This is a genomic window from Pseudovibrio denitrificans JCM 12308 (assembly GCF_001310815.1).
In the GTDB taxonomy this organism is placed as follows: domain Bacteria; phylum Pseudomonadota; class Alphaproteobacteria; order Rhizobiales; family Stappiaceae; genus Pseudovibrio; species Pseudovibrio denitrificans.
The window spans coordinates 24,174-40,434 of the sequence record NZ_BAZK01000029.1 but is presented as its reverse complement, the minus strand read 5'-3'; the positions used below and the strand labels follow the sequence as shown (position 1 = coordinate 40,434).

Genomic DNA, 16,261 nt, shown 5'->3' with positions numbered 1-16,261 from the left:
TCGCAATTATACGGTACTTGAGGAGCCACAGGCAATTTGGAATGTATCTCAGTTACTGCTCGATGATTTACTTAGCTCATGGATAATTACGTGCGGATCTTCTAAATATACATGGGTTTTCTGCATAAATTGATCCATCACCTCTAGTGTCGCTGATGGGATTTCTCTACCAAATATGCACTCTTGAGGACTATCATCAGCGTGAAACAACAAATCTGCTTGATGTAGTTCGACCAGATAAATGATTGCTGTCGCTGCACAAGTTGGTCTGGTGAAGTTATACATACTTGACCTCAAAGGTGATGGTGTTTGATCGGACAATGCTAGTCTGAACTAATTGTCACAAGCTGCTCTTTTTCACTAGTTAGTAGCTAAGGGCGAAGTGCTTCTTGTCGAACGGGCCTGTGGCCTCGGCAATAGCGTGGTGGCAGACGCAATTGAGTTTATCGAAAAGAACATGGTTCTTGAGCTTGAAGCTGCTTAAGGCAGAGCAGTCTTACCGAAGGCACCCTTAAAACGAGTTTGCAACAGGACCAGGCAGACAGATAATGATATGTTATTATATATCGATGGTAACATTAGATATGCCATAATAGATCAAATATTGATTCCTTCAAATCTAGATGATATGCTTTTATATATCAAAGGCAGTGATAGATATATAAAAGCATATCAAAATGTCGTACGAGACTGAACATATAGCCGCTTCTTTAAAGAAGGCGAGAGCGAGTAAAGGGATAAGCCAGCGAGAGCTGGCCAAGCGTTCCGGCGTGCCCCAATCGCACATCTCCAAAATTGAAAGCAATGCTGTTGATCTCAGAATATCCAGCTTAGCCTCACTCGCCCACGCGCTTGATTTGGAACTTGAGCTCGTCCCACGTAAGGCTGCTCCTGCCGTGAGATCTATCGCACGTAATGCAATAACTCAAAACAATCGCGGCAATGCTGATGCGCTGAATGAACTAAATCGTACGCTTCGTGCCCTTAACACCTTGCCTAAGGCTCTTCAGGAGAACACGGCGACACAAACACTTCACAAACAGCTCTCTGAAATAAGTAATTTAAGAAATACTATTCATCAGACAGGTGCTCTACATCAACTCCGAACCACTTTAGAAGCCATTGAGGGAAACGATGGCCTGAAAGAGATTCGGAAAGCTGCTCGTGACGCTAAGCGGTTACGGAATGAGCTTGTACACAATGTGGCTCCAACTGAAACACAAGAAAGTAAGCCAGCTTACAGCCTAGACGATGAGGAGGATGACGATGCCTGATGTGTCCATCCTCAATGTCTCGCTATACGGCAAGTTCATCGGCACAATCACGCTAGTACCCGGTGATCGTAGTCTTTTTGCCTTCAACGATGACTACGTCAATGACTCAAAGCGCCCAACATTAGGCCTGTCTTTCAAAGATCAGCTAGGTGAGTTACGCACCGACTTTAAACCCGTGCAGAAGAAAATCATGCCTTTCTTCTCAAACTTGCTCCCAGAAGGGCACATGCGCAAATATCTGGCAGAGCAAGCAGGTGTGCATCCAGAACGGGAATTTTTTCTTCTTTGGGCGTTAGGACAAGACCTACCCGGCGCGATTACGATCACACCCGCCGATGGTGAAGCATGGCCTCCAGAAGAAACTCAAGGCGCAGATGCGCGCCCGATCGACAAGGACAACATGCTGCGCTTCTCTCTTGCGGGGGTGCAGCTAAAATTCTCTGCCATAGAAAGCGCAACTGGCGGCCTGACTATTCCAGCATCAGGTGTAGGAGGTGATTGGATCGTTAAGCTCCCATCCCGCGAATATGCTGGCGTTCCAGAAAATGAGTTCTCCATGATGCGGCTTGCTTACATGCTAGGCTTGGATGTCCCAAAGATCGACCTCATCGATATTGAGAGTGTTTCCGGTCTGCCAGAGGGAACAGAACGCTTTGGTAAAACCGCCTTTAAGATCCAGCGCTTTGACAGGCTACCAAATGGTAAGCGTGTCCATATAGAAGACTTTGCGCAAGTGTTCAGCGTTTACAGCGATGACAAATACAAAAGCGCCAGCATGCGAAACATCGCCTTCGTGATCGCAGCGGAGACAAGCGAGAATGATATTCGCGAGTTCATTCGCCGCGTGACATTCAATACCCTCATCGGCAATGGAGACATGCACCTAAAAAACTGGTCGCTGATCTATCCAGATGAACGCAATGCAGCTTTAGCTCCAGCCTATGATTTCGTTTCGACCATTCCTTACATACCAAACGATAGCTTTGCCCTGAAATACAGCCGTAAACGGGAGTTCACCGACCTTGATGAAGATGAACTTACGCATCTAGCTGCAAAATCAGCACTACCCGCAAAGATGGTCATCGACACCGCCCGCGAAATGGCAGCCGATTTCCTTGATCTTTGGCATAAGGAAAAGGCACACCTCCCAATGTTTAACGATGTTCGTGAGGCGATTGATATATTGCAGAAGATACTACCATTAACAAAGGGCGGTGTGAATTAACTGCAAGTTCGTCGCCTTAACGGCTGCAGGTCTAAGTTTGTCCGTAATCCAAGCTCAGTAGCGGTGCAAATCTAAAACTCAAACGATTCTAGCTTCATATAAATGAGGGGAACCATGAAAACGAAATTTTGATATACGCACCAGAAGAGAAGCCGGAAGACGGCTGATCAGGACGACTTTGGTGTGATGGTGATAGCGAAATACGTTGGTTTTTGAAGTGATCCGCTCAACAGACGCCCCAGCTTCCTATGAAGCTGGCGTTTGGAATAACGCCGAACTAGTAACCGTGTTGCTAGACTACCAAACACCGGCGGCACTCATCCGCCCTTTTTAGGTACTCCATATCCATATAACTAGGGCACATCGAAGATACATGTGAAATACCCTCACTTCACAATTTCTGCCTTTGGCGCTTTCCAGGTTTTCATTTTTTCGAGATCAGGCTGGTAGATGCGCATGATAAGGTCGATCCCTAAATCTTCACGCTTTATTGGAAGCCAGTTCTCGGCTGGTACACCCTCGGGTTGCTCCGCTGCAATGTAAATTGCGATGCCTCCATCTGCATCAAGTTGCATGCCTGCATTTTCACCGACACTGTATTTGTTCTCCTTGTTAGGGATGAAATAGCCGTGTTTGGTGTCGTAAAGTGTGGCTGACCAGAATGCTATAGCCGGGGGCAACTGGTCCTTTGTCATCTTAATCACATAGTCGTTCAATGCATTCATTGGCTTGCCATCAGTCGTGGTAATGCCGGGATACATTGCTTGTGAAGCTGGTTGACCAAGTGGGCCCACGACCGATTGCAGGAACATTGCATCTATCGTCATCTGCCCCTTGGGCAAGAATAACTTTGTAAGAAATGGCGCGGCTTCCTTGGGGGTGTTCCATATCTTAAGTTCCGTAGCAAACATCTTTGCAGCTTCTGCTGCCAGTCGCTTGTAGTCTACAGATGGTGGAACGCTGGCAGCAAAGTTTTTCCCAGGCTTTACACCAACCCTCGACAATGCAGCCAGTGCCTGTTTGTCCATTTCGTATTTGTCTGGGTCAAATGTGGTGTGATTGAACACCCACTGCATAACTTCCAGATAGTTCGTGGCGAACGTTGTCGCATCATTTGAATATTGAGGGATATCGTATGGATCGACTGGTTTCGCTTTATGACCCTGAAACTCAGCCAGGGTCTTGAGGGTGACTTTCTGGATTTGAGCCATGTTCGATTTGAATTTCTTCGGATCATTGGCCTGAGGCATTACGCGAAGAAAAGAAATTCCATAGTCACCTGACATCTCGATGATCTGATCTACGCCTTGAACAGGCTCCCCGGAATAACCATCGGTTCTTGCCGAGTAAAAAAGGATGGTTGCAGGTTTTTTGAAGTCACCGGCAGACGTTGCCAAAGGAATATCGACATAGTGATCCAGTGCGGAAACTTCGAGTGAAACAAACTTAGATTGGAAGGCAGGATACTCAATAACCACAGCATCATTTCGCAGATCCAACATGGAAATCACATAGAGCGTATCATTGTTTGGCCGAGGCAGAGCTCGGACCGAAGCGTTCGCCAATCCCTTGGGATATTCAGTCTTGTTCCACCCGCCCGTAGCAAGTGGGTTTTTCTTATCTATTACGAAGTTGTTGAGGGTATTGAACAGCGCCACATACTGCGTTGAGCGTTTGATTAGGTTCTGGAGATCAGCTTCACTCAACGTATTCGCCTTTAGCGGTGAGGCCGCCAAAAGTATGCTTGCAGATACCATAATGAATGCATTGAGAAGGCTTTGCATAAGCTACTCCAGCTCGTTTTTGAAAAAGAACGGATGGCTTGGTTACCTTACTCAGGGTTAGTTGAAGAAGTGTCCAAAAATACACCTACTTTGTTCTTTACAAATACCAAATCAGATTACTTATCGGTGTCTGCTATAACTCGGCCAGAGTATAGTTGCCTCTTCAGCCCCCACAGGCAATGAAGTTGCATATTAGAGAGATATAATGGCCTGAGATGTGATGATAGATAGTGGCGCTAGAACTACCATAGCAAATATGGTGTTCTCTGAGTAAATTGCATTCTTTCAAAATCATGTGAGCCCAACTAACAGCGCTGCTCGCCTCTGACCTCATAATCGGGCTAGTTTGAGTTTTGTCGCTTCACGCTTTCAATATTGATGTACAGCTAATCAATAACATATCGTGTTTAGTGGTGGGCCAACACCGGACATTTAGGCTGTTCCATCAAGGGTTGAAGTAACATCCGAGCGATGACGCTGTAGAGCTCTGTGAGGCGAACTCTTTTCATTTCACTTATTGCGCGGCCCGAACGAAGAGCCAAAGCACTCCCTTATTCAAACACGTAAGCCTGTTCTATCGGAGCTTATGACAGATAAAATTCTGCATAGCACCACTGAATACAAATGAGCGGATAATGCGCAAATTTGCTGGTCTGTTAACGATTTGCCGTTTAGGGTATGTTGAAGGTGAAAATAAACTGATTTCTTACTGGACTAGATCACTTCCATGGCATCGGCTCAGCAACTCATAGGTCTCGTTAAGAGTCACGCAGAAGGTGATGCAGATCGATTCTATGACCTGGCGATGCAGCTTTCCGCGTCCGAAGAACAGAAAGGTCATAGTCGTCTGGCTGAGCAGTTACGTCAGTGGGCGGAGGTGGGGCAAAAGCCTCCTTCTGACAGAGCGCCAGCGATCACACCCATAGCCGCACCTCGTGGCGATTTGGCGCAGTTCCTTGCAGCTTCATATCCATCCGAGCGGCTGATTGATGTAATTCTGCCGAAACACGTCGAAGACGAGCTTACTCACTTAGTGATTGAGACAAGGAGGCGCGATAAGCTCGAGGAAAAAGGCCTGAAGCCAAGGCGGCGCGTTCTGTTGTCAGGGCCTCCCGGAACTGGAAAGACATTAAGTGCGTTGGCTCTTGCTGGTGAGTTGAAGTATCCGATGTTCTCTGTGATGCTTCATGGGTTGATCACCAAATTTATGGGTGAGACTGCCCAAAAGCTAAAAATGGTCTTCGATGCCATTAAAACGACGCGCGGTGTCTATTTATTCGATGAGATTGACGCCCTTGCAGCAGCTCGTGGAAATGAAAACGATGTTGGAGAAGCACGCCGAGTTCTGAATTCATTCCTGCAGTTTCTTGATGAAGATACTGGGCCGTCGATAGTAATCGCTACCACAAATTTACCCGAAATTCTTGATCGTGCAGTGTTGAGGCGATTTGATGTTGTGCTGCCATATGAAATGCCTGGCGCACCGTCGATTAAACAGGCTTTAGAGCGGCGACTTATTGGTTTTTCTATTGGTAGAATAGGTTGGAAGAAAGTAACAGATTCTGCACTCGGGTTATCGACAGCAGATGTGGTTGCTGCGGCTGAAGACGCCGCTCGACGTGCTGTGATTTCCGATACAGATAAGATTGCAACACAAAATTTGATTAATGCTCTTGAGCGGCGACGCGTTTTGCAAGGGTTAGAAAACGATTATAATGTCAAGAAATCTTCGACACTTTCATCTTCGGGGTCTCGGAAAGCCTCACCCGTTTCAAGCCAAAGTCGGAGGCGGTCCCAAAAGACCAAGTGATGTCCCTAACCGAGTGGCACATGCGCAAGCTCTCCTAAAGGCTATTGACGCTCTTCCAAACATTGAATTAGCCAACCTTCCTGGGGTTTATCTTGAGGTATTGTCACGTCCAAACGAGCGCTTGAAAAAAGACAGCCTTAATGCAAGTGATCTCAAGCTGTTACATTACAAAGTTAGCTCAAGTGATCCTGCCGGAGAATACCAAAACGGCTAACTTCAGGTTAAGTTGATAGCATCGAAGAACTCCAGTAGACCCAGTTCCTCGCAAAATATACAACTTGTGTCACTGATGAGCAATCGGAGGGACAAACAAGGTACACATAGGCGAAAGGTCGTTGCTCTTCATTTCTTTGAATGTGATCCAGTTTAGCCTTGGCGGCAATGCGCTGAATTCTGCTGCCTCATATACACAGCAACTATGTGTCTCGCCATACAGTTGACGAAGCTTACCAAACAGCTGATCAAACGCAGAATTTTCATATCTGTTTGCCATGTAGTTGATGTCACCTACTAGGCCAACCTGCCAGAGAATCGTCGGAATGCTTGTATTAAGGGCGATGTCTTCCTTTAGTAGCTGGGTGGCTTCGAAGGCTTGCATGCCATTGTTAGCGGGATCTATTCCTAAATCAGCAATTAAGCAAGAATCGGCGGAAACTCCCGGCAGCATGCGTGCAAAGTAACCTTTCTCGCGAGCCTGTTCCATCGCCAGATGCCCAGGATAGGCAAGTACACCTGGATGACCATATAGTAAGACGGTTACATTACGTTCACGGCATACTTCGGCCATAATCTCATCAACCATTCCTCGATAAGCCACACGTCTTGCAATACCTGGCGTATAATGATGGTACAAGGGATGTGCGTTCCCATTCATCATCTGTATCCAGTTGATTGTGAGTTGATCTATCACTAGATAGAAGACTACATCGGCACTTTTCACTGCGGCAACTGCCTCCAGGGTCAAGTGCGCGATGCTCGTGATACCTGACCCAGCAACCAAAAGAGATCCCTTACCGGCTCTTCTATTTTCGTTCGCCAATGCTTCATTTTCCTTGCGGCCAGCAGGTGGTATGGACGCACTGATACGGCGTTTATCCTCCGTCACCAGAAGCTGTATTTCATCAGGGTTCAAAGTATAGTCTTGATACACAGTTTCTGGCTGAGTGCGCAGTTTGCGAACCAAATGTGGATCTTGGGCAGCATCAGCAATGAGGTCAGGCAAAGGCATGTTGAGTTTCTCTTTTCCGATATGCCAGAGCAGTGAGAGCGAGGTAGGCTTTGGCTGAAGGAAGTTGCTCCTTAGAGCTAAGGCTAAGTTTCACGTGATTCAAGGATCGGTACAAACAGACCTCGCCCTCTAATTCAGGAGCTTCGCCGTATGAACGGGTTCCCTGCCAGCCGAGAATGTTTTTCATTTTGCTTGCGGTGCAAAGGCCTGTGTCTCTCAATGATGTTAAAAGTCTAAACTTATTGTCTAAGTCATCTGCCAAGTCTATCGGCTTGCCTGCTGGAGATGCGTATAATTCAATCCCAATATTCAGCGAGATGTTCTCTTGAATATCGAGAGCAAGCGCAATTGAGCCTCCTACAGGCCAAAGAGATGATAAAGACGCACTATTCAGGGCAGCTGGATTTGGGTGCCCTGCCTCAGCAAGGAGGGCTATTAGCTGCTCAGGCGACCTTCGCAACTTCATAAACACCAAACGAAGACCTGTAGTCGGTCGTGATAACCAGAACCCTGTCTCAATGGCATCTGCGTGGGGTGCGATTATTTTTACAACTCTCCCCGCCTCATCCCTACAAGCACGACTAACCGGAAAACTGAGCAAATCAGCGAGCTGGTCAATGACATCCGCATATTTATTGACAGCTTTGACAGGGACATTGACAAATAGCGATGGTTCTAAATGCCCGTCAGTCTTCATTTGAAGAAGATCAAACTCTAGCCAACAGTTGGGGATGCAATCAAGAAAATTGCGGCCCTCCCGCCACTTTAAAGCGAACCGACGAAGCCTTCGCCAATTCTCGTCAGGAGATACAATGTTGAGGAGATGCCCACTTTCCTTCTGCCTACGTAAACATATGAGGAAGTCAGCACCCGGGCTACTTTCACCTAGTGGAACCTCAAAACCAGCATGACAAAACTGAGGGAACATCTTTGCCAGAAACTGCAACCTCTCCCAATCTTCTGATCGCACTAAACCATTTTGCAATTGTGCGGCGTGATCCCTAAGGATCAACGCCGTGTTTAAACAATAACTTTTCATAGACCTCCCCGGAAACCTACTCAGAATAGTTAAAGCAACCGATTGAAAGGTGTAATCGCATCAACCGTGCGAAGTTTCCTCACTGCCCCAGGTGTGGCAACAGAACCAACTACCAGCAGTAACCATCTCTTTTTCAGAAGGCTTCTCTTCCAGGGTTGGTTTCGGAGGCAAGGGAAGATGACGCAAGTTAGCTTTATCTTCCATGATCCTGACTTTCATTCCATCTGGTACCTTCAGATTGTGTTCGTTGAAAACACCTTCCGGGTCAGCAAGTAATCGTTGTTTGAAGTCTTCATCCTGCCAAGCTTTCTTTACAAGGGCCGAATACCCGTCCCAGAATTTGCGTTCCTGAAGTTCTGAACTCATGCGTGTACTCCTCAGTTCTTTTGGGGGGATGACCGTTGGGTTGTTAATCAGATTACTCCGATACAACCCACGGCGCGGGAATCGCGTAGCTTAGTCCTGATAAACCAGCTTCAGCCACAACAGAGCCAGTTGTAATTCCAATCTGTGAGGCTGTTCGACGAGAAGCGTCAGCATCGACAAGTTTTTCCGAAACTAAGAAAGCAATATCTTCTTCGACTAGATCCGCAGCAATGGCTGCCGACAGTTCCGTCATATGACGACTGACTTCACATAGGTCACTGTTTGGCTCAAACACAGAGCCAGTCGTATTGAGGTTATCGTGGTAACATCCGCCTGGACAATGATACCGCGAGAAACAGTTGGAACACGCATCTATGCTGCCTACTGGCTTATCCAGATAAGGCTCACGATCAATATGAAGATCTTCAATATGTCCAAGTCGATAGTCAGACAGATCGGAAAAACGGTGACACAAGTATATGTCTCCACTGTTTGCCACAGCGACTGAGGCTTTACCTGCACCGCAATGGTGTTCCTTCACCTCACCAGTTAAAAAGGTTCCGACACGCTGGCATAGATAGTTAAAAGGATTGCGAATTGCATCTGCGTCGCGGTTTGCAATAGCATTTCTTAAGGTAATTGCTTCTTTTTCCAAAAAATCTATTGCAGTATCAATGTTCCATACCTTACCACTCGTCATTTTTCTGTCCTCTGATGTAGCAGGTGTCACATTAGTTAATCCGATCCTCTTAAAGCCTAGCGCTGCAAGGCTTTCTTTCACCGTATCCAACGCTGTATCCCCACACATAGTTGCCTGGCAGGAAGTATCTGGCATTTCTTCAAGCAACTTGACTGCTTTGGGGCGAACAATGTCGTAGCTATCCTTTCCATTCAGCATAGGACGTTGAGTATTCTGAATCTCTTTATTGCCATCCATACTGACTGTAACTTTGATGCTATGAGTTTTCAAAAATGCAATAATTTCATCATTCAGCAATGAACCATTGGTGGTCAGGCTGAAACTGAAGCTTTTTCTGGCTTCCTGTGCGCGTAGGTTCGCATAGGCTACAACTTCTTTAATCAATGAAAAATTCATCAGGGGTTCGCCACCAAAGAAACCTAATGACAACTGGCGTCTAGAACCAGACTTCTTGATCAACCAATCAACGGTACGCTGAGCAACATCAAAGGTCATCTTCCCAGGTTTACTATGAGGCTGGCTGAAGTTAGAGAACTCGTAACAATACGTGCATTTGAAGTTACAAGCATGTGTAACCAGAAGGGTGACTGACTGTATCTCAATCGCATCTCGCTTGTTTTTCACTGGAGATGAACCAGAGATCAAGTCATACTTCCAAAGCAGGAGTTCCTGTCTTGGAGATATCTTCCCATTGTCTTCTATCAGCTTCAGGGTTTCAGCTTCTTCTTTCGGAAGGTGTATGCTCAGGCGATCATCAACATTAATTAAGTAATACTTACCTCCAACGACAAAAATATAAAACGGACGTGCTGTCATCTTATACCCTCAGGTTCTCATAAGGTGTGTTCTTGGGCGATTGAAGGATCAGTAAGAATTCCCGGTGTAAACAAGTACTTCGGATCAAGACGGCCTTTTAAGTCCTGAAATGCACTATAAACGTGCTGCCCTAGATTCAGTCTCAAAGCATCTGGATTAAAACTCAGCTCCGTTTGCAAATAGCGGCGTAGTTCTGGATGCAAATATGACATCACAATGATATCACTCTCTAGCGCTGCCAACGATATTGCATCAAACTTGTCTGACCGCAGGGGAGTTCCCCAAATACCAGCTGCGATCAATGTTTCTTGTGATGCATGGATCAGAGGTGGGTTAAAGGTTTTAAAGGCAAGATTATACAGGTAGGCTGGGCGTATCTTCCAAACATGCTTATGTCGCTGTTGCAAGTCGGCTAGTAAGTCCAGAACCTCATTTTGCAAGCGCTGCGGAGCAAAGAGAGTGAACCAAGCAATTTTCTCCCAATCTGCCTGAGTAGCCCCGATATATCCGGCTACTCCTGCTGGATAGGACTGTGTGGCGTCATCTAAAGGCAAAATAGTCAGGGTCACCTCATAAATAACACCCAACTGCCCCATTGAACCAAAAAGCCACGGAAAGATTGCATCCTCGGGTCGGCATTGGAATACTTTTCCTTCTCCCGAAACAAGCGTGACTGATACAACGGTTTCCCAGAAGCCACCGTGTATGGCACTGGCAGATCCCAAACCACCAGCAGACAAATAGCCACCGATCGTTGAAGCGGGTTTGCCACCATCATTTAAAACGGGCAACCGGTATCCATAGCGCCTCAAGAAGCGCTCCACATCCCAAACAGCAACACCAGCACCTACGGTTACGGTGTTTGGGTGTCCAAAATGAAAATGTGAAAAATCCTCAGTTTGGATAAGATTTTCACCTGACCTAGGAAGAGAACTGCCATTCATTGAATGGCCATTGCCACGAATACGGATTGGCGTACTAGCTCATACGCCTTTTTTACAGCTTCAACCAGCGCCTCCAAGGTGCTTATTCGGATCGGTTGATAGTTCCTGTCACTTATCAGGTAGTCACTATAATCTTTAAGGCATTCGCAAGTCGGCTTATGTCGCATGCTTTACAAGCCTTGCTACTTCTTTGAGGTGTGGGTCACATTGTCTGGATATTAAATGTAAAGATCACTCATAAGACCGACAATTGCTCATTCTCAGGGCATTAATATTTCCAGCCGAAGTTTGCCTAGTATGAAATTAAAAAAGAATGTGTTTACTCAGGAAATAATCTCCCGGCCCTGTTGCTTCAACCTGACTGTACTCGGTTAGACTTGTTCTCTGCTTTGACAGAGGCAGCAACTACAGTGCTGGTTGATTGTCAGATTGTCATCCAGGAACGCCCAAAAGCTAATGATACACCCGCCCGCCTGATTGCCATCCGCAAACCACCTGCTACGATAGAAGAGGAGAAAAATGTTTGCGTCGTATCACCAGCAAAATAGGATAAAAGCTAAATCCCAAGTCTCTGATCGCCGCTGGGTACATGTTGCTGGCCACCTCCCTTCCCAAAGAAGATTTTGACACAGCGAGTATTGCCAATCTCTTCATCAACATAGCCTCGCCTCAAACACGCGCAAAAACATATCCAACAACGAAAACAAAGGTCAGATATCGACTCTAGAACTGCATCAATTTTAGCACTCTAACTTAATCGAATAACATTTCTCAATTAAACTGAATAAAATGTTTTTATTATTGAAATATATTTTCATATACAAGTATTTAAATTAAATAATATCAGTAATTGCATCTTTCTGTACTTAGTGAAATTATATCAATACCTAAATTGAGGGGTATATATCTATTTTACTTATGTATAGTTATTAAAAATATTATCCGTCTTCCTTCCATAAATAGAAAATATTTAAAAAGGCAATATCTCCACGAAATACTTATAACGAAGTAGTATTATAGGGAAAAAAATGTTTAAGCGATTTTATTTGGACTTAAATCTTGGCATGAACCTCAGCTCGCTACACGATAGGAAAGTCTACCTACAAATCACAGGTGAGAAGTTCGAAACCAAAATTATCACCGAAGATACCGCCAAGAATTGTACCAACACAATTGCTAAGACAGTTCTCAATCATAATCCAGCGGCCTTAAGTCATTTCTGTGATGTTCCGAGTAACATCATTAGCAAACGAAACGTCACCGAGATTCAAATTGTTGGCGAACCTGAGGAGGGTGCCAACGGTCTACCGCCATTGTATGGTATGCATAGCTACATTCCGGAACAGGTAAGACGAAATCTTGTCAAACGTGGCTACAAGCGGATGCGCAAAACCGGGACCTCGGTTCACGAGCTTGCCACGCAGACGCATCCAAAGCTAAAGGCCTATTTCGATATTGGCATCATACCCAAAGCGGTTTCCCTTGAGAACGTGGCTACCCATGTTGTAGAAACCGATCTATTAATATCACCATATGACACCGCAGTTAGCTTGTTGTCCAAGCATCCGGAGTTGGCCTCTAGCAAAGCCTATACGGCCGGCGTTGCACAGGAACATATCGTAGGAATCGATGATCCGCAGCAGCAGCAACGAGTGTTAGATCTCGCAACTTCTATCTCTAAACAGGGCCCTGCAACGAAGACAGGTGGATGGGCAGTCATTCGTCAAGCTGTTGAAACAGATGCGGATGGTCAAGAGCAACCCATGTTTGCCGATTACACACTTAAGGATGATCAGGGGGCGTCGTTTTCACCGAAGGTGAAGCAATGATGTATTACGACCTGTCCGCTGATACTGAAAGTTATGCTTCTTCGCCGGTTTCCCATGCGGTTGCCTCCGGACGAAACGACACCAGACTTGAGGGCCAGACCTGGGCCCAACCCCAAGGGATCGCTGCGAACCAGACTAACTTCTCACGTAAAGAAACCAAAGAACTGAATGCGCTCGCACGGACACAGAAAATGGGTCCGGATGCAGCAGATAGAGCAAAACTGTTCACCGTCTCTGAAAAGACTCCTAATCACGGACTAGCAGTGTTTCCAGACTCGGTGAAATACAATCCAGACGAAAACCTGTTCTCTATGGAGGTGAGGAACGAATATCTGCGCCAGCTCGGTAGTTATGTTGAGTTCTATTCAGACACTCAGATGGAGCAACCAATCGAGAGCCCTGAAATCAATGGCCAGTGGCCGTTCTACTTCCCTGATGGCCTGCGTCAACTCTTTGAAACCAACACAGAACGAGCTATCGGCACGGTACCGGCGATTAATACTATCATGGGCATACCCATGCCAACCGACCCAACCAATCTTGAGGTACCCTGGCCAAAAGAAGCTCAAGCCGCCAGGCTGATGTTCGGGGGCCTCGGTACATCGAATTGGATAAGTCCAGTTGTGTGGCCTGGGGTAATCTTAACCGGCATGTTTAATATCGGTCTGCCAATAGCGTTCATGATCGCTGGAGCCGCCTTAACCAATACCCAATGGTATAAGGATTTCGTTTCTAGCAGAGACAATGTTATGGCCGTGATCGGTGTTGCATTCCCTATCGTTGGTGCTGGCGTGGCCACTGGTGCCGCACTGGGCAATACCAAGAAAGTTCTGTTTTCTTTCGCCAACACTTTCATCGGCATGCTCGCGAAGAAAGGCTTTGAGAAGCTTGCCAGTTACGTAATGAAAAAAGTCGCCGCCTCAGCAATTAAGAATGCTCTGCCAATCGTCGGCTTCGCATTTCGCCTTGCTTCCATAGCTATGAGCGGCGCACAACTGGCAGTTACAATTGGCGAGATACTTTCCACTCCGGCGGTGTTGGAAGTTGACGTTTTGCGCCAGATGGAACTGGACTTTACCCTGCATCCAGATCCAGAACACGGTGAGCCAGGTCGTCCGGAAACCGCAATCTGGCCTCTGGTCGGTGAGCAAGTACAGGTGACAGTGACCTACGTAAACGGCACCAGTTACGTACAAAACCAGACTTTGCCGAAGACCAGTACGAATGATCCATTAATCTTCAGGTTCAAACCCATCGGTTGGGGCGGAAAATTCACAGTTACCGCCAATGTCTATTCCAGAAATGGCTGGCTCTGTGGAAAGTATGTCAGCAAGGAGTTAGATGCAGAACCGGATAGCAAGACCCCCGGGGTAAAGGCTATTTCCGGCACCATCAAAGAACAGTTAGTGCCGCTGACCGGCGATACACAGTACTACTATAAGCAGAGTCTTGAATTTGATGGAAGCAAGCACCTCTGGGCGGCTGGCAAGGTTTCAACTGCCACTTTGTCGGACCTTAATTGCTCGAATGCCGACCATTACCTATGTGAACTGGTCTCCATGACAGTGAACCAAAAGGCCTATCAAGCTGGCTATGTCTTTCGAGCATCAGGACAAGGCATCCCGAATGAAAATTCGAAGGGAAAGCCTGATAACGGACAAATCTATGCAATTCAAAATATTTCCCTGCTTAGCACAGAGACACTCAACGAGCGACTAAAATTCTCCGAAGAAGGGTTCTTAGTAAAACCAGGTATTGCCTACGACACTTTCGGTGTTGGTCCGAGTGCCGATAAAATCAGCCCACTAAATTTCATCCTGGACTCTCGAGGTGGCACCTACCGTTTGCGTCATGTGGATCTAATGAACTTCAAGCATGATTTCGGCCTGACGAAACCCCAGCGGAAAAGCTGGGGACAGTTCCTGATCCCGGATATCGACGAGTTAGCTATACATCCTAGTGGATTGGCCATCGCCATCAGTTACCAAGCTTCGAAGATGCAGATTCTGCAACTTCCGCCGGAACCACTTCCGGATGGGCAAGAGCCGCAGGCTCAAATCGTTTCAGGCTACGGTGTGCTGCAAGGGCTGATGCGCGGTCCAATCGCTGCCAAGGTCTCTGTCGATGGTGCCATCTATATCTTGGAATCCATTGGTCGCCGGATTCAGGCTTTTGATACCAAGGGCAACCCAGTGCCGACATTCCAGGGTGCGTCTCTCTTTACAATGGAAGGACCCGGTTTTGCCGCATCCCTAAATGACGAGAAGTTTTCGCCAGAGATCCGCGACGTGTTCATGAGTAAAGGGGTCGGCCATCTTTTTGACTTTAGAGACCCGAGTTTCGCCGCGATCTTAAATCAGGGCAAGTTGACCATGGACGTGGTCAATACTATGGCTGCTCACGGCATTTACTTATCCTTCAATGAGGATGCGAACGGCATCATCCCAGAAGGCAGTACCACGGTCACTGTAGACGAACCCGATGTAATGTGGACCCTGCATGATCCGCAGAAGAACTTTACTTATGAAATAAAGACCATCAACGGCCAAACAGACGAGTTCTCCGTCTCCGACCTGTTGAGCAATGTCACTGTCGATGCCATTGGGCGCGACACCCGTTGGGTCGTCAATGATCTAGCTGGTACCCAGTCCTTCTTGCTACTCGGCGTGCCAGATACGCCTCTCATCAAGGTCTATGAGTACCTCTCTTATTTTGATTTGAAGGGTGATGACAGCACAAGATATGTGGACTTTGCTCTGGAGGCCAAAGGCTACATCTATGTCTTGTCTTACCAGAACGATGGGGGAGCCCGGGTCCCGCACACTGCCTATTCCCTGGACATCCACAAACCCAATGGGGAATTTCTTGTCCGCACGCCGGATCCCAAGCTCCATGCTGATCCGGAAAAAATGGAGTTCGTAGCAGCAGCACGCTTGGTCCTAGATCCATTCCGCAACGTCTTCACCCTAGACTACAGCTCGTTCCAAGGCCCGAACGGGCGCACCGAACCCGGAGTGAGTACCTGGATCCCAACCACCCCGCTGTTTGACGACGAACCAGCAAAAATGTTGCTGTTCGAAACTAAAGATATCCCGGGTCTTGTGCACTTATTCAAAAAACACGGCGTTACAATCTCGCCGGACTCGACGGTTGAAATTGTCAACCCAGATGGCGACTTCCTACTTCATAGCGGCGGCGATACCTACAACGCGATCATTAGCTAGATACCAGCGGTGCTCAGCGCTT

The 16,261-nt window shown here is 46.9% G+C and carries 12 protein-coding genes; 5 read left to right on the top strand and 7 right to left on the bottom strand.

The features are described from left to right. Positions 1–48 precede the first annotated feature (48 nt). Entirely contained in the window at positions 49–285 is a 237-nt protein-coding gene (locus tag JCM12308_RS28010; RefSeq protein ID WP_128647481.1) for a hypothetical protein, read from the bottom strand. A 392-nt stretch (positions 286–677) separates the two neighbouring features. Here JCM12308_RS28010 and JCM12308_RS24700 point away from each other — a divergent pair, with 392 nt between their 5' ends. Continuing rightward, positions 678–1,274: a helix-turn-helix domain-containing protein gene (locus JCM12308_RS24700; RefSeq protein WP_054785402.1), complete on the top strand. Its 597-nt coding sequence runs from the start codon at positions 678–680 to the stop codon at positions 1,272–1,274. Continuing rightward, the gene (locus JCM12308_RS24695) at positions 1,267–2,499 is read left to right on the top strand and encodes a type II toxin-antitoxin system HipA family toxin (RefSeq protein WP_054785401.1); all 1,233 of its coding nucleotides are present in this window, start codon (positions 1,267–1,269) and stop codon (positions 2,497–2,499) included. Before JCM12308_RS24700 ends, JCM12308_RS24695 begins: the two co-directional genes overlap by 8 nt. 386 nt (positions 2,500–2,885) lie before the next feature. Here the strand turns inward: JCM12308_RS24695 and JCM12308_RS24690 are convergent, their stop codons facing one another. Continuing rightward, positions 2,886–4,283 carry a DUF1214 domain-containing protein gene (locus JCM12308_RS24690; RefSeq protein WP_054785400.1) on the bottom strand — a complete coding sequence of 466 codons (1,398 nt, stop codon included), beginning with the start codon at positions 4,281–4,283 and terminating at the stop codon, positions 2,886–2,888. A 727-nt stretch (positions 4,284–5,010) separates the two neighbouring features. Between JCM12308_RS24690 and JCM12308_RS24685 the strand changes: the two genes are divergently transcribed. Further along, positions 5,011–6,093 (top strand): AAA family ATPase, encoded by a 1,083-nt coding sequence (locus JCM12308_RS24685; protein ID WP_054785399.1) that lies wholly within the window; start codon positions 5,011–5,013, stop codon positions 6,091–6,093. 283 nt (positions 6,094–6,376) lie between these two features. Here the strand turns inward: JCM12308_RS24685 and JCM12308_RS24680 are convergent, their stop codons facing one another. From JCM12308_RS24680 to JCM12308_RS24660, 5 genes are read right to left on the bottom strand one after another with little or no spacing between them, the layout of a single operon-like run. Further along, complete coding sequence (locus JCM12308_RS24680) at positions 6,377–7,321, bottom strand: SAM-dependent methyltransferase (RefSeq protein ID WP_054785398.1); 945 nt, start codon at positions 7,319–7,321, stop codon at positions 6,377–6,379. Next, positions 7,308–8,360: a hypothetical protein gene (locus JCM12308_RS24675; RefSeq protein WP_054785397.1), complete on the bottom strand. Its 1,053-nt coding sequence runs from the start codon at positions 8,358–8,360 to the stop codon at positions 7,308–7,310. The genes JCM12308_RS24680 and JCM12308_RS24675 overlap by 14 nt, the downstream gene beginning before the upstream one ends. 60 nt (positions 8,361–8,420) lie before the next feature. After that, a complete protein-coding gene (locus JCM12308_RS24670) occupies positions 8,421–8,726 on the bottom strand; it encodes an NHLP leader peptide family RiPP precursor (protein WP_054785396.1) in 306 nt (101 codons plus the stop codon). 52 nt (positions 8,727–8,778) lie between these two features. Further along, on the bottom strand, positions 8,779–10,242 hold the full coding sequence (locus tag JCM12308_RS24665; RefSeq protein ID WP_054785395.1) for a radical SAM/SPASM domain-containing protein: 1,464 nt from the start codon (positions 10,240–10,242) through the stop codon (positions 8,779–8,781). Positions 10,243–10,259: 17 nt separating this feature from the next. Further along, positions 10,260–11,213 (bottom strand): FAD-binding oxidoreductase, encoded by a 954-nt coding sequence (locus tag JCM12308_RS24660; protein WP_305080180.1) that lies wholly within the window; start codon positions 11,211–11,213, stop codon positions 10,260–10,262. Positions 11,214–12,214: 1,001 nt separating this feature from the next. Here JCM12308_RS24660 and JCM12308_RS24655 point away from each other — a divergent pair. Together JCM12308_RS24655 and JCM12308_RS24650 are read left to right on the top strand one after the other, a co-directional pair. Next, positions 12,215–13,015: a hypothetical protein gene (locus JCM12308_RS24655; protein WP_054785393.1), complete on the top strand. Its 801-nt coding sequence runs from the start codon at positions 12,215–12,217 to the stop codon at positions 13,013–13,015. Then, positions 13,012–16,239 (top strand): hypothetical protein, encoded by a 3,228-nt coding sequence (locus JCM12308_RS24650; RefSeq protein WP_128647480.1) that lies wholly within the window; start codon positions 13,012–13,014, stop codon positions 16,237–16,239. The genes JCM12308_RS24655 and JCM12308_RS24650 overlap by 4 nt, the downstream gene beginning before the upstream one ends. Positions 16,240–16,261: the final 22 nt, after the last annotated feature.

What these genes read in the sequence shown, in the direction of transcription:
- JCM12308_RS28010 (WP_128647481.1), bottom strand. Translation starts at nt 285, where the DNA reads ATGTATAACTTCACCAGACCAACTTGTGCAGCGACAGCAATCATTTAT.
- JCM12308_RS24700 (WP_054785402.1), top strand. Translation starts at nt 678, where the DNA reads ATGTCGTACGAGACTGAACATATAGCCGCTTCTTTAAAGAAGGCGAGA.
- JCM12308_RS24695 (WP_054785401.1), top strand. Translation starts at nt 1,267, where the DNA reads ATGCCTGATGTGTCCATCCTCAATGTCTCGCTATACGGCAAGTTCATC.
- JCM12308_RS24690 (WP_054785400.1), bottom strand. Translation starts at nt 4,283, where the DNA reads ATGCAAAGCCTTCTCAATGCATTCATTATGGTATCTGCAAGCATACTT.
- JCM12308_RS24685 (WP_054785399.1), top strand. Translation starts at nt 5,011, where the DNA reads ATGGCATCGGCTCAGCAACTCATAGGTCTCGTTAAGAGTCACGCAGAA.
- JCM12308_RS24680 (WP_054785398.1), bottom strand. Translation starts at nt 7,321, where the DNA reads ATGCCTTTGCCTGACCTCATTGCTGATGCTGCCCAAGATCCACATTTG.
- JCM12308_RS24675 (WP_054785397.1), bottom strand. Translation starts at nt 8,360, where the DNA reads ATGAAAAGTTATTGTTTAAACACGGCGTTGATCCTTAGGGATCACGCC.
- JCM12308_RS24670 (WP_054785396.1), bottom strand. Translation starts at nt 8,726, where the DNA reads ATGAGTTCAGAACTTCAGGAACGCAAATTCTGGGACGGGTATTCGGCC.
- JCM12308_RS24665 (WP_054785395.1), bottom strand. Translation starts at nt 10,242, where the DNA reads ATGACAGCACGTCCGTTTTATATTTTTGTCGTTGGAGGTAAGTATTAC.
- JCM12308_RS24655 (WP_054785393.1), top strand. Translation starts at nt 12,215, where the DNA reads ATGTTTAAGCGATTTTATTTGGACTTAAATCTTGGCATGAACCTCAGC.
- JCM12308_RS24650 (WP_128647480.1), top strand. Translation starts at nt 13,012, where the DNA reads ATGATGTATTACGACCTGTCCGCTGATACTGAAAGTTATGCTTCTTCG.